This is a genomic window from Aliidiomarina sanyensis, from assembly GCF_003987175.1.
Classification (GTDB): Bacteria; Pseudomonadota; Gammaproteobacteria; order Enterobacterales; family Alteromonadaceae; genus Aliidiomarina; species Aliidiomarina sanyensis.
The window spans coordinates 112,167-125,054 of record NZ_PIPM01000004.1; the positions used below are offsets into that span (position 1 = coordinate 112,167).

A 12,888-nucleotide genomic window follows, 5' to 3' on the forward strand; every position below is an offset into this window, starting at 1 on the left:
GAGTCCGGATGTCGAACATTCCACTTCCCGATATTGTTGTCATGTTTTTCCTACTCGGAGTGGTCGCGGGACTGGTTAAATCAGACCTAAAGCTTCCCAAAGCAGCCTACGATGTTTTGAGTTTATTGCTCATGTTAACCATCGGTCTGAAAGGGGGGATGGCCTTGCATGAGAGTATGTCCGCGGGATTGTTCGCTGAACTCGGCGGTGTCTTACTCCTCGGGATTATCTCTCCTCTCCTTATTTTCCCTGTGGTTTACTACGTCTTGCGATTAAGCCTGGCCAACAGCGCCAGCCTAACAGCCCACTACGGTTCAGTCAGTGCAGGTACCTTTGCCGTCGCACTTGCCTACGTCCAAGGTCGTGAATTGCTGGCCGGAGGACAAGTCACTTTGTACTTAGTTCTCCTTGAGCTTCCCGCGATTGTCCTCGGCTTGCTTATCTACCGAAAACTCAGCGGAGAGCAAACCGGTTCAGCGCGCGCGTTATGGCATGAAACACTCACCAACCGTGGCGTAATCTTACTCGTTGGAGGGGTCCTGATCGGTTGGTTGTATGGTCCGCATGCAGGTGAACCTGTCACGAACCTATACAGTAATGCATTCCATGGCGTCCTCGCACTGTTCTTACTCGAAATGGGTATGGTCGCCGCCATCACCCTCGCAAAGTTCCAACGCAGCCATATTCGCGTGGTCATTTTTGCACTTCTAATGCCGCTTGTTTTGGCCTGTGTTGGAATGGGCATGGCCATCTTCCTCGGCCTACCTGAAGGTTCTGCCGTTATTCTCGCAACCCTAACCGCCAGTGCATCCTACATTGCTGCCCCAGTGGCCATTCGGGGCGCAATTCCAGATGCGGATATTGGTCTTGCGATGCTCGCCTCCTTGGGTGTGACCTTCCCTTTCAATGTCATTATCGGGATTCCGCTGTACCATTCAATGTGGATTTGGCTTGCTGGATAAACGAAAGCGCACCTCAACGAGGTGCGCTTTTTTGATAGGTTAACACGGCGTTATTCAGCGCGTCTTAAAGTAACCGTCGGGTCGGGTAATGGCGTAATCGTATCCCATTGCTGACGAATAAATTCAACCACCGCAATGGCGTCGGTATTGCAGATCACTGCTTCGCGATCACATGCAATTTCTTCGTCCGCATAGACCACCCGTAAACGTCCATCACTCGAAACGATTCGTTCCACCGGGAAGGCTCGCAGCTCTCCATCGACGTAGGCCAAATCAACCCGCCCGGAGCTTTCTCGTTGTGACTCATAGAGTATCGTCCAACCATCGTTGCCGGTTGCGTTGTAGGAATTCATGACCACATGATAGGTCCCATCGCGCTCCAGAGGCTCCCATTGCGGATCCGCCAAAGTGCCTCGATTTACCTCAATTTGTGTAATCGCGCCGCGCACACCCGGATCAAGCTCATCGAACGCAAAACGCAGATTCCCGCCGTAAGGAAACTTTCCTGCATGCGAACCCTCAGGCAAGGTTTCATTGATCACATCGGTCAACAAGCGGACAACCTCGGCACCGGTCAGCGGAACAACCGCAAGGAAATTCGAGAAGGGGAGTAGCTCCAGTGTAATGTCACCCTCGCGGACTTCCCCCTCCGGGATGGACATGCGAATTCCGCCGGCCCCGACCAGCGAGAAGTCAACAGACATGCCAGTGAGTTCGGCGACTTCATCACGAGCCGCCCACCAATACTGCGCATAAGCAACCAACGGCGCCACTTCTGAACCATGTTCGTCACTTGCGCCATCCCCTGGACGACGCACATGGCGCAATCCCTGAGCAGCCATCCCAATCACCTCACCATAAGCCGCTTCTACTGCAGGCTTGTACACCGAATCAATATGCGCACGGAGATCCGCATGTTCAGAAACAATCGCAATGTTCGCCTGTTGCTCAATAAAATCCACTACACGCTCATGATCAATTGCATCAAGGCGCGTTTCGTCGGTGCGCTGGTTTTCACTGTAAAACGTATCGTTACTTAGCAAGGTATTGCCGCCCTCACATGCTTCAAGCTGTCCTTCTGCATTAAAGGTCAGATGCACCCGCCCGATAGCCTGTGCATACTCCCCCGCCTGAACCACACAAGTCCACTGCGCACCATCTGGGTTCATCACACGTGCTGCATATTCCCCACCATGACCAAGGTTCAAGTTAGAGAAATCGCCCAATAGCGTATGTGAGTGCCCACCAACAATGGCATCGATGCCGTTCACTCGACTCGCAATATCGACATCGACGGCATGACCCACATGAGTCACTGCAATAATTTTGTCGATGCCCAGCGCAGTGAGTTCATCGACCGTTGCTTGTGCGGATTCGACCATATCGAAGAACACCACATCCCCAGTGTTTGGCGAAATATTCGGCATGTCATCTAAGGCAATTCCAAACACACCAACCAACTGACGTCCATCGGGGTACAACGGTGCCTGCTCGAGCCGCTCTTTCTCGAATCCATCAAATGCAAAAATAACGTAGGGTTTCAGGTTTTGCTGGTCACGGAGATCCGCATCCGCACTGGTATCAATGTTCGCTGCAAGCACGGGAAAATTAATCGTGTCGAGGAACGCGTTCAAAAGCCGGTTATTCAAATCGAATTCGTGGTTTCCAAGCGCCATCGCATCAATTCCCATACGACTGAGAATATCCGCATTCATACGCCCTTCATTGAGTTTAAAATAAGCGGAACCCTGCCATGCATCGCCGCCATGCAAAAACAAGAGAGGTTGATTCTCTCGTTCAGCAATTGCACGATAAGATTCAGCACGTTCGAGGAGTCGCGGGTGCCCACCAAATTCGTTGTATATGACCTCGTCTTGCAACCAAAAACGAGCCCGCACCGGGTCAAACGCGGAGTGTGTATCATTGATATGCGCAATTGTCAGGGTAAAAGGCTCAGCGGAAACGTCGGGTTCCGGGGCTGGGGCGCAGGCCGTCAAGATCCAGCCTAACGCCAGGATCCAAAACCATCGTTTTTGTGTGTACTTTCCGTCTATCATGCTGCATCTCCCACATCAAACCCAAGGCCGTTAAGTGTAAACGCCCACCCAAGAAATGTGAAATCACCGAGATCTGATAAATTGCGTTACGCTGCATAAACGCTCACAATAACGTCGCCGAATCGCCAAAAATAACAACAAGAGCTCCTACTATGCATTCAGAGTCCAACTCACTTCCGCCGCCGAGTCCAATGTATCGCTGGCTCGTTTTGCTGTTTGTCAGCCTCGCAATGTTCGGAAATTACTACGTCTACGATTCACTCTGGCCCGTGGTGGATCTGATGCGCGAGCAACTCGGATTTTCTTATCAACAGATCGGGTGGCTCTCGACCGCCTACAATATTGCAGCACTATGCGTTCTGCTGATTGGTGGGTACATCATTGATCGGTGGGGCACCAAAAAAGCCATCACTTTCTTCGCTCTGGTCTGTCTTGCAGCCGCAGCTCTGACAGCGGTCAGCTCGCGCTTCGAGGTGATTTTAGCCGGTCGATTCTTACTTGGAATTGGTGCAGAGCCGCTGATTGTTGCAGCAACAACCGTATTGGCCAAGTGGTTTAAAGGCCGCGAGTTAAGTTTTGCATTCGGGATTAACCTATCCATCTCTCGCTTAGGCACCGCCTCTGCCGATTGGTCTCCGAACTTTGCAGGGCCCTTGTACGCAACCTGGCAAGATCCCCTTTGGTTGGCCACAGGCGTTGCCTGTGTTTCGGTGACGGCCGCATGGCTGTATTGGGTCACAGAAAAACGTGCCGAAGGTCGTTTCCAACTGGCAACCCCAAGCGCAACCGAAAAACTGGACATCAAAAGTCTCTACAAATTCAGCGCGAGCTATTGGTACATCGTGGCGCTATGTGTGGTGTTCTACGCCACTATTTTTCCGTTCCGCTCCTTTGCCATTGATTACTTTCAGCAAGCACATGGCGTAACTCGTGAAGCCGCGGGACTCCTCAGTAGCATGTTGCCGATGGCCGCAATTATTCTCACGCCTCTATTTGGCCTGTGGGTTGATCGCGTTGGTCGACGCTCCATTTTCATGCTCGTTGGAACCGTCCTCATGCTGCCGCTTTTCCTTGCGGTCAGTTATCTGCCGCCGGGCCCCTTGGTGAATCTCACAGTACCCTTTATCGGCAGTGAAATGGTGCCCCTTACACTGGTCGTGGTGATCTTCTTTTTAGGTGCCGCATTCTCACTCATTCCAGCGGTCATGTGGCCTTCGGTGGCCTATATTGTGGACGGAAGACGCATGGGCTCAGCCTACGCCATGATGACCATGTGCCAACAACTTGGGTGGGCGGTCGTCCCGTTGGTGGTGGGTCTTTTGAATGATCGAAATTCGGCAGGACCATTAAATCCGGCCGGTTATGCGCCAGCCATGTGGCTCTATACGGCACTGGTGGCTGTGGGCGTCTACTTCGCCTTTAAGTTATGGCAAACCGAAAATGGTCCGAACGGCCATGGCCTTGACCGCACCCGCATGCAATCACCCGCAAGCTAGAAACAATGGCGTTCGGCTCTACACCATGGGTCGAACGCCCTTTCCGCCCTTGCCTTTCCCACGCCAGAACGAACTTATGCCATCTGAATAGACCATCAACCAGGTCAACCCAATGAGCACGATGCCCAGAAAAAAGGCGAGACCGCGACGGTACGTACTGGCCGTATAGACACCACCGGAGCCAACCGGAACCGCTTCGTCTGGCGCGATGGGCAATCCATGGCGTTCCGCCATGGTGTTCACCCCAATAAAATGAATTGCCGGCACACGCTCGCGCAAGAAATACCCCATCACGGTGTCCACGGCAAATGCCCGAGCGGGCGCACTGCGCTGCAATCCCGAACGGAACTGGCTATCAATCCCGGGAGGACCCACAATGGTCGCTCCGCCCCCGACGTTCACAAACGCAGCATAACGACGTCCGCCCGAGTGTTCGCGGTACAAGGCAATACGGTCAGCGACCGCTTCTTGGTAGTTATTCGGTTCGAGCAAGCGGATATCCGCCCGCTGAATACTCTGCCGCACACTTTCAACCCCTTCACGAGGCAGATCCGCTCCACGGTCCTCAACACCACCGATGGAAGCGGCAATGGGTTTAAGCGAGATAAGACCAACGGCTCTTAGCTCTCGCTCCATATCAAGCCATAACATATTCGGAATATTGGCACCCCATTGCGACGATGAGCCCGATGCGATAATAACCGGCTCAGCTCCCATCGCTTCGAGGGCCGCATACACCGCCAAGTTCAAGCCAGGAAACGAGCCCGATACCGCAACCGCCACGAGATCACCCTCTTGCACGCCCGCTTCGGCAAGCAGCTTAACCGCCACCGCAGCCCAGTTAGGATTCACCGAGGTTTGCTTCGATTCCAGTCCCCCGCGCGTGGTGGTGACAATACTGGTCGCTGACCCAATCAGTCCCGACCGCTGCGGATCAAACTCTGGATTAATGGGCTCGACTTGACCTCGAATGGGCCGGATGACCTCAATTGCATCACGCACCGTCCGCGAGGCGGTCACCATGGTGGCATAATGTGCTTCAACGATCGGATCGCGTTTTTGCACGCCTTCTGCAATGGCGAAAATCAGGATTGCGGCAAGCGCGAGGAATACCAAACCCCACGTCGGGACCTGAGACGAACGCCAATAGATTTTTGTGTAGCTTTTCATGGCTTCTCTCCTTACCAACCGGGAACACGGAATGCTTGTGATGCCTCATACGCGGCGAGCGTTTCAGGCATAATCACAATCAGTGTCAGACGCACCAAGACAGCCGTCACTGCGAGCCCACAGAGGGTTTGCAAGACCCCTTGCCGGTCAAACCAAATGGCGATCAAACCCGGGATGATGTAGCCGATGATGCTACTTTCCATCACCGCCATCATGAGTGGGTATTCGAGCTGCGCTACTTTCGCTTCCGCATCGCCGGTTTCAGCAACCATCTGCAAATCCATGAACGCGATTACATTACCCAAGAACAGATCGAAGAAGCCCGCAATCAAGTACCCGGTTAAAATCATAATGATGGTTTGCCGGCGTCCATAGATAATGGCGTAACTTGCAATCAACCGAACAATTGCAAAGGTGAGCCATGCGGCCACCAACGTGACCGTAATATTAAGCGGATTCATCAGTTGCAACGCCATGTAGCCGGGAACCACCAAGCCTCCGGCAGCCAGCCCAAACACTTGGCTAAGTAGCAGGGTAAAAAAGAGGCCAATGCCGATCGCGACGGCCAAGATATTCAGGGCAATCATAAATCTTCCTCCACCGTCGCACGGTTATGGAAGAATCGAGCAACCTCTTCTCCTCCCCCATGAATATTTGCCATTCCAACAACCAGCGCATGGCGGTCACTTTCTTCCAAGAGCGTTTCTGTGATCTCCACCATATCCGCATTCTCCAACACCAGAATTTTGTTGGGATCGAGTCCCGCTTTCAGCCCAAACCGAACAAAGATGGAGGTTCCACTTCCCATCACGATATAGCGATCGGCAGCGGGCCAGGTGACCACGGCTTCAGCAATCTGCATCGAGCGATGGGGGCGATCCGCCCGACAATTAATCAACGCAATTTTGCGACGGTCTTTTCCTTGGCTCTGGCATAACTGGGTCCAAATACGGCCCGTAGACTCGGGATCATTCGCTGCAAAGGCGTTCACAAAAATAATGTCCCGTTCAAAATAATTGACGTGTAATAGCCGCATCGCACCGGTTTCAGGCTCAAGGGCAATCATTCCTTTGAGAGCGTCTTCCCGTGACACGCCGAGGTGAGCACACACTTTCAATGCGAGCGCGACATTTTCTGCATGCTCCGCATACTGAAACTGACTCAAAGTATCCTTGTCGATGGCCTCAACTTCATCGTACGACACCTGATGTAACGTGCTTTTACGGTCGTCACAGGCCATCTGAAAAACATCAATCAAGTCATGTTCAGCGGTGAATAGCGCACCGTGCACAGGACTGCTGCCCGCGAGGGCCAATGCCACATCACGCTCGCCTGGCCCCATCACATCGAGGTGGTCCGCTCGTGCGTTGGTGACCACACCGACGTTGGAACGGACCATCTTTAATTCCGTCAATGATTGATAATGAGGTTGCAGGGCCATGCATTCGAGCACGGCGATTTCAGGTTTGATTTTGGCCATGCGTTTGAGTAAACGCATTTGCTCAATGATGTTGGCTCCGGCCACTCGGTACAGGGGAAACTCACGACCATCCGGATCGGTATAGGCGGCGGCGGAACCTGTGGTCTTGGCACAGACACGTTTTCCCCCACCGCGGAGGCCCGCCGCAATCAGGCGCGTTACGCTGGTTTTCCCACGCGTGCCGTTGACATGCACGCGGACTGGAATTTGTTCGACAATGCGTTTGTGCCGCCACGCTTCCCAAAGAACTGCGACCACTAACAAAAACCACAAGGCCAATGTCATGGCCAGCATATCAGGTAACCCCATGGCGACTCCTTCACGTGATTCCTCTTTACGTGTGTAAAGAGGTATAACCACAAAGCCAAAAAAAGCAAAGGGAGCCAAGCTCCCTTTACAAATCATTTAGTTGCACGCGTGAAATAAGCGCCGTGGGTGGTGCCTTTACAAAACGGTCGGATTCAACCGCCACAACGAGAAGGTCAACACGGTTGCGAAGGTGACCCAACCGAGATAGGGCAACATCAGAAATGCGGCCACCTTACTATGCTTCCAAAACGCAGCGGTGGTGGCGACAATCGCAACGAGCAGGGCGAGGATCTCCACAAGTGCCCAAAACCCTTGATACCACGCGAAGAAAATCCAGCTCCACAGTCCGTTCAGAATCAGCTGGACCAAAAAGAGAATGAGTGCGGTGTCTCCATAGCGCCATCCAGCCCGCCGCCAGACCAAAAACGCGGCGATGGCCATCATGCCGTACAGCACGGTCCACACCGGTCCGAAAAGCCACGCGGGCGGCGCAAATGCGGGTAGATTTAATTCCGCATAGAACTGTTGTGCGTTTAACGACCCCACCGCCCCGATAGCAGCCGTCAGATAGGTCACAATTAAAAATCCGGCCAACGCGAGAAATTGTTTTCCCGTAGACGGAGTGTGGCGGAACATATGCATGCAAAACCTACCTTGGATAAATCACTGGGCGAAAAGGAAATTCGTAAAAATCCAGTATATGCCCACTTTGCGGAAACGCAATGGGGGATATCACTTACGTAGACTCCACGAAGCCCTTGCAGCGACTTGTCGTTGAAATACGCAAAATCACCGAGTTTTAGTGCCTCCAAGTAAAAAACTGCGTTAGGGTGAAGTTTGTTATCTCTCACACAACCCACATGAGGACCAGATTCATGGCTCGCATATTCACTACTGCGGCATTCGCCCTTGTACTCGTTATGAGTAGCTTTGCGATGATTTCGCCCAGTTACGCTGACGAAACCACCATGGCGACCGGCGAAGGCCAAGTCCGTATTCAAGGCGAACGCGTCCGGTATCGCACCGAAGCCGGTGATACCGTCATCACAAATGAAGATGGTCAGCCCATCGCGAGTATTTTCTCAACCGCCTATTTCCGGACCGACGTGCGAGATGGGCACACACGCCCAATTACCTTCGTTTTCAATGGCGGCCCCGGCTCTTCATCGGTTTGGTTGCACCTCGGCCTATACGGCCCGAAGAAAATTGTCGTGCCCAGTGATGCAGAGAATCCTGGCGCAGCGCCTTATGATTTTCGTGACAATCCGCACAGCTTGCTTGATGTCTCTGATCTCGTCTTCATTGATCCTGTGGGGACCGGCTTCAGCCGTGCGGTAGGCGAAGGACGCAACAGCGACTTCTGGGGTGTGCAAAAGGACGCGCGCGTACTCGCTGAGTTCATCCGTCAGTTTGTGACGAAGCATAACCGCTGGAACTCACCAAAGTATCTCTCCGGTGAAAGTTACGGCACGGCTCGAGTCGGTGCTTTACTAGCCGAACTGCAACATGGCTGGGGTAGCATGACCTTTAACGGTGTGCATTTGATTTCATCCATCGTTGATTTCCAAACGACCCGGGTTACCGAAGGCAACGACATGCCGTACATTATGTACTTGCCAACTTACGCAGCGACTGCTTGGTATCACGATGCACTGCCAAATCGTCCCGATGAACTCGAGCCGTTTTTGGATGAGGTTCGTCAGTTCGCGCTTGAAGAGTATAGTGTCGCGTTGCTTCAAGGCAGCCGAATTTCCCCTGAAGCACACGCACGTGTTGTTGAGAAACTGCATCAATATACCGGCTTAAGCACGTCATACATTGAACAGACACGGTTGAGAATTGTCCCGCATCGCTTCTTCCGCGAGCTTCTACGCGATCGCGGTCAAGTGGTTGGCCGGTTAGATTCACGGTTCATTGGCATTGAGAGTGATGATGCCGGCGAACGTCCGATTGCTGATCCGTCGGCATACGGGATTGATGGTGCGTATACCGCAGCGATTAACTACCATCTACGCAACAACCTGAATGTAAACCGCAGTGATGAATACCGCATTTTGAGCGGCCAGGTGTTCGCTGGTTGGGACTGGAGTTTGCCACGGGGACAGCAGCAAGGTTTCCACAATCTTGCGCCGCACTTTGCCGTGACGCAGCAACGCAATAAAGACTTCCGAATCTTTATCGCCAACGGTTACTACGACGCAGCGACACCCTTCTTCGCAACCGAACACTCATTCAGCAACTATGGAATGGATACTGATCGTGTTGTCATGAAATATTATGAGTCAGGCCATATGATGTATATCCATCACCCTTCACTGGAGCAGCTCTCTCAAGACCTCCGTGCGTTCTATCGCGGAGAGTGATAAAGCGAAACAGCGCAAAACAAACGCCCGCCTTGTGTGGGCGTTTGTTTTCACGGACCCGTTCAGTTATACAACTAGACTGGAATTACCTTTACCTTTAGTTGATTTAGCCGATAAGTAACTTCATACTCGGTAAAATGCTGCAGTCTAGGCTGTAAAGCATTCCCTGAAAAAGCATACAACAAGGATTTGCATGTTTTTGCGACTCGCCTATTCATCTCGTGCTCGCTCCGCTTGGCGCAATCTCAGTGCTTTGGTTTTGCTTTCCGCGATTCTTGCCCCAAGTGCGCTCGCACAAGCTATAACGCCGCAGGAAATTGAACGAAGAATTCAAGGTCTGGAATGGACTGAAATGCGTGCCGCGGATCGGGAATGGTTGGCGCGTGCCGTAGATTCCCTCGATGCTGTTCAATACTTTCATTTATTTGCACGAACCAAGGGATTCTTGCTCTACGCCGATGCGAAAGATGGCGCAGATCGTACCGATGTTCTGAATCGACTCAGTGAGCTGCAAATTCTTTCGGAGGCGAATAATGATCTCAATGCGCTGACCGGGCTTATTGCCATTGAAGCGGAGATTTATCTTTACTACGAAGAGATCGAACGCAGTCTTGGGTTAATTCCTGCACTTCACTCCATGATGGAACAAGCATCGCGCCCCCGCGTCCTCTACGAAGCAAACCACACCATCGCTCGGATTTTACAACGAGAGGGGCGTTTACAAGAAGCGCTTGAGCATCTCCTTGCTGCCCAACTCCAACTCACGCACCTCGATACGGAGTACACGCCACGGCATCGACAATCTCTAAACATCCAGATCGCCCGTATTCAGCTGTCCCTCAGCAATTACACAGCGGCATCTATTCTATTAGACAACACCATTGATGAATCCAATCGCCTGGGCCTAACAGAGCGTCTTCCTGAGCTTTGGTTGATGCGTGGATATGCGCAGCAATACCTCGAAGGCCCCTCCAACGCCGTGGTCGAAATCTTCTTACGGGCCGCAGAGACCGCAGAGCAAGAAGGAATCCCACGGGTGCACATGCTCGGCTACAACAATGCAGGAGCAGCACTTCTGCACCTCCAACGTTTTGAAGAAGCACTTGAATACCTGCGCCTCGGAATTGAAATTGCGGAAGCAATTGGCAATGTAAATGAACGCTCTGTGATGGAATTCAATGTCGGCTATATCGAGGTCATGCGCGGAAATCATGCAGCGGGCATTGAAAAGATGCGAGCTGCCGGCGATGTTTTCCGCAGTTTCGCGAGTCCGTATCAAGTTGTAATTTTCTTGGGTCACATGGCACACGCATTTGAACTGGCAGGCATGTATCAAGAACAAGCAGGCGCACTAAAAGAACAACTTGAGCTACGTGAGATCCAATTCACATCGGAGCGTGATCGTGTTTTTAGCGAGTTGCAAATTCAGTATGAGGCGCAAGAGAAGTCACTACAGATTCAACTACTCGAACAAGAATCTGCGTTACAGCAACAAGACATAGAAAACCGGAAACGCAACCAATTATTCACAGTGATTGTGGTCAGTCTCTTAATTGCAATCATCGCACTGATGGCTTTCATTTTTACCCGGATGCGCCGATTAAACGGGTTGTTAAATCAAGCCAATCACGATCTCAAACTACAAAGCTTACAGGACCCGCTCACCGGCTTGTGGAACCGGCGTGCGGTCAATGAGCGGATCCGCACCCTGAAATCCACACCAAAAAGAAAAGCGAATTACGCACTTTTCTTGCTCGACATCGATCACTTCAAACAAATTAACGATAAGTATGGGCATGATGCGGGTGACGTGGTCTTGCGGGAAGTTTCTCGTCGACTCAGTCAACTAAGCCATCATAATGACCTCGTGGCGCGCTGGGGCGGAGAAGAGTTCTTGATCTTGATTGAAAATCCAAATGTCGATGGTCTGCCGGCCCTTGCGCGCCGAATTCTCGACAGTGTGAGTATCGATCCCATTCGTTGCGAAGGGCGCCTTATTCGGGTCACACTCAGCGGGGGTTACCTCTACTCACAAACTCCAGTCACTCGGAATAAAGGCCTTAAGTTTGACGACATGCTACGGATTGTCGATATCTTGCTCTACATGAGTAAGCATCAGGGACGAAACCAAATTACCGGATTAAAGTCTTTGGTCATCAAACAAACCGTGCAGGAAAAAGAGGCCTATCGTGAACTACTCCAAAGCGCCGCAGCCGACACTATGGTGATTCCAGGTCCGCGTAAGCGTTAGGTTAAGCGGATCGGACTATGGTGCGACCAATCTGACGATACCAACGGACGCCTGCCCATATTGATCCCAAAATGTAGGGGATCCCGCCGAGCACCCACATAATGAGACCGGCAAGCTGCTGGTCTGCAAGGTCTCGTGATTCACCATAGAAAGGCTCCGCACCAAAGGTTAACAACGCGCCCAAGAATCCTGTATGCATTAAGGTGAAGAGCAATGCTAAAAACGCAAAAGCAGACTTCTCTCGATTGGCATACAAGCAAGCCCACCAAAACCATATCGCCGTGATCAAGAAACAAAAGTGTTCAAATACGTGCACCCACGGATTCTCAATTGCCAGCATATAAAAGGTTGGAATGTGCCAGAACCAAATCATAAATCCATGCAAGTAGGCACAAAGCATGGGGAAGCGGGTAATTTTGAATGCTGCATGCCAGAACGTGCGTAACCATTGCCCTCCAACCGCGTAAATTTGCGGTAGAGGTTTCGCAATCGCGAATAACGGGGCAATGACCACCATGATCAGCATGTGTTGTGTCATGTGGGCGGCTGAGCTTGTTTCAGCCCAGTCATCAAGCGGTCCGAGCATGGTAATAAACGTAATCACTGCGGTGCCATGGAATAACCAAAATGCCCCGCGTTTGACGGGTGTCCGTCGGCTACCCCACAGATAAAGCCCCCAAAAAATCAGCAGCAAGAACGCAGAGAGCAGCGCGGCGACTTGGTCTTGCCCGCCACTGGTAAACGGATTGTGCGCCAGTGCCGGTAACGGCAGCAAACCGAACAGCAGTAACCAACGCATG

10 protein-coding genes are annotated in these 12,888 nt (G+C 52.1%); 4 read left to right on the top strand and 6 right to left on the bottom strand.

Annotated features, from left to right (window positions below):
- Window positions 1–8: 8 nt before the first annotated feature.
- Entirely contained in the window at window positions 9–962 is a 954-nt protein-coding gene (locus CWE11_RS05750; protein WP_126776652.1) for a sodium-dependent bicarbonate transport family permease, read from the top strand.
- Between the two features lie 50 nt (window positions 963–1,012).
- Here CWE11_RS05750 and CWE11_RS05755 read toward each other — a convergent pair whose 3' ends face one another.
- Window positions 1,013–3,019, bottom strand: coding sequence for a bifunctional metallophosphatase/5'-nucleotidase (locus tag CWE11_RS05755; protein ID WP_126776653.1), 2,007 nt, complete (start codon window positions 3,017–3,019; stop codon window positions 1,013–1,015).
- A 152-nt stretch (window positions 3,020–3,171) separates the two neighbouring features.
- Here CWE11_RS05755 and CWE11_RS05760 point away from each other — a divergent pair, with 152 nt between their 5' ends.
- The gene (locus CWE11_RS05760; protein WP_126776654.1) at window positions 3,172–4,515 is read left to right on the top strand and encodes an MFS transporter; all 1,344 of its coding nucleotides are present in this window, start codon (window positions 3,172–3,174) and stop codon (window positions 4,513–4,515) included.
- Between the two features lie 18 nt (window positions 4,516–4,533).
- Here the strand turns inward: CWE11_RS05760 and pgsW are convergent, their stop codons facing one another.
- The 4 genes from pgsW to CWE11_RS05780 all read right to left on the bottom strand — a co-directional run bounded on the left by pgsW (window position 4,534) and on the right by CWE11_RS05780 (window position 8,116).
- Window positions 4,534–5,685 (bottom strand): poly-gamma-glutamate system protein, encoded by a 1,152-nt coding sequence (gene pgsW, locus CWE11_RS05765; protein WP_126776655.1) that lies wholly within the window; start codon window positions 5,683–5,685, stop codon window positions 4,534–4,536.
- Between the two features lie 11 nt (window positions 5,686–5,696).
- A complete protein-coding gene (pgsC, locus tag CWE11_RS05770) occupies window positions 5,697–6,272 on the bottom strand; it encodes a poly-gamma-glutamate biosynthesis protein PgsC (protein WP_126776656.1) in 576 nt (191 codons plus the stop codon).
- A complete protein-coding gene (pgsB, locus tag CWE11_RS05775; RefSeq protein ID WP_126776657.1) occupies window positions 6,269–7,474 on the bottom strand; it encodes a poly-gamma-glutamate synthase PgsB in 1,206 nt (401 codons plus the stop codon). Before pgsB ends, pgsC begins: the two co-directional genes overlap by 4 nt.
- Window positions 7,475–7,609: 135 nt before the next feature.
- A complete protein-coding gene (locus CWE11_RS05780) occupies window positions 7,610–8,116 on the bottom strand; it encodes a TspO/MBR family protein (protein WP_198675605.1) in 507 nt (168 codons plus the stop codon).
- Between the two features lie 233 nt (window positions 8,117–8,349).
- On the opposite strand from CWE11_RS05780, the gene CWE11_RS05785 reads away from it, so the two are divergent.
- Together CWE11_RS05785 and CWE11_RS05790 are read left to right on the top strand one after the other, a co-directional pair.
- Window positions 8,350–9,837, top strand: a complete 1,488-nt coding sequence (locus CWE11_RS05785) for a S10 family peptidase (RefSeq protein ID WP_157981297.1) — start codon at window positions 8,350–8,352, stop codon at window positions 9,835–9,837.
- Between the two features lie 193 nt (window positions 9,838–10,030).
- Entirely contained in the window at window positions 10,031–12,088 is a 2,058-nt protein-coding gene (locus CWE11_RS05790) for a GGDEF domain-containing protein (RefSeq protein ID WP_126776659.1), read from the top strand.
- 1 nt (window position 12,089) lies between these two features.
- Here CWE11_RS05790 and CWE11_RS05795 read toward each other — a convergent pair whose 3' ends face one another.
- Window positions 12,090–12,887 carry a cytochrome c oxidase assembly protein gene (locus tag CWE11_RS05795; protein ID WP_126776660.1) on the bottom strand — a complete coding sequence of 266 codons (798 nt, stop codon included), beginning with the start codon at window positions 12,885–12,887 and terminating at the stop codon, window positions 12,090–12,092.
- Window position 12,888: the final 1 nt, after the last annotated feature.

Excerpts from the sequence above, each read along its gene's own strand:
- CWE11_RS05750 (WP_126776652.1), top strand. The coding sequence starts at position 9 with ATGTCGAACATTCCACTTCCCGATATTGTTGTCATGTTTTTCCTACTC.
- CWE11_RS05755 (WP_126776653.1), bottom strand. The coding sequence starts at position 3,019 with ATGATAGACGGAAAGTACACACAAAAACGATGGTTTTGGATCCTGGCG.
- CWE11_RS05760 (WP_126776654.1), top strand. The coding sequence starts at position 3,172 with ATGCATTCAGAGTCCAACTCACTTCCGCCGCCGAGTCCAATGTATCGC.
- pgsW (WP_126776655.1), bottom strand. The coding sequence starts at position 5,685 with ATGAAAAGCTACACAAAAATCTATTGGCGTTCGTCTCAGGTCCCGACG.
- pgsC (WP_126776656.1), bottom strand. The coding sequence starts at position 6,272 with ATGATTGCCCTGAATATCTTGGCCGTCGCGATCGGCATTGGCCTCTTT.
- pgsB (WP_126776657.1), bottom strand. The coding sequence starts at position 7,474 with ATGGGGTTACCTGATATGCTGGCCATGACATTGGCCTTGTGGTTTTTG.
- CWE11_RS05780 (WP_198675605.1), bottom strand. The coding sequence starts at position 8,116 with ATGCATATGTTCCGCCACACTCCGTCTACGGGAAAACAATTTCTCGCG.
- CWE11_RS05785 (WP_157981297.1), top strand. The coding sequence starts at position 8,350 with ATGGCTCGCATATTCACTACTGCGGCATTCGCCCTTGTACTCGTTATG.
- CWE11_RS05790 (WP_126776659.1), top strand. The coding sequence starts at position 10,031 with ATGTTTTTGCGACTCGCCTATTCATCTCGTGCTCGCTCCGCTTGGCGC.
- CWE11_RS05795 (WP_126776660.1), bottom strand. The coding sequence starts at position 12,887 with ATGCGTTGGTTACTGCTGTTCGGTTTGCTGCCGTTACCGGCACTGGCG.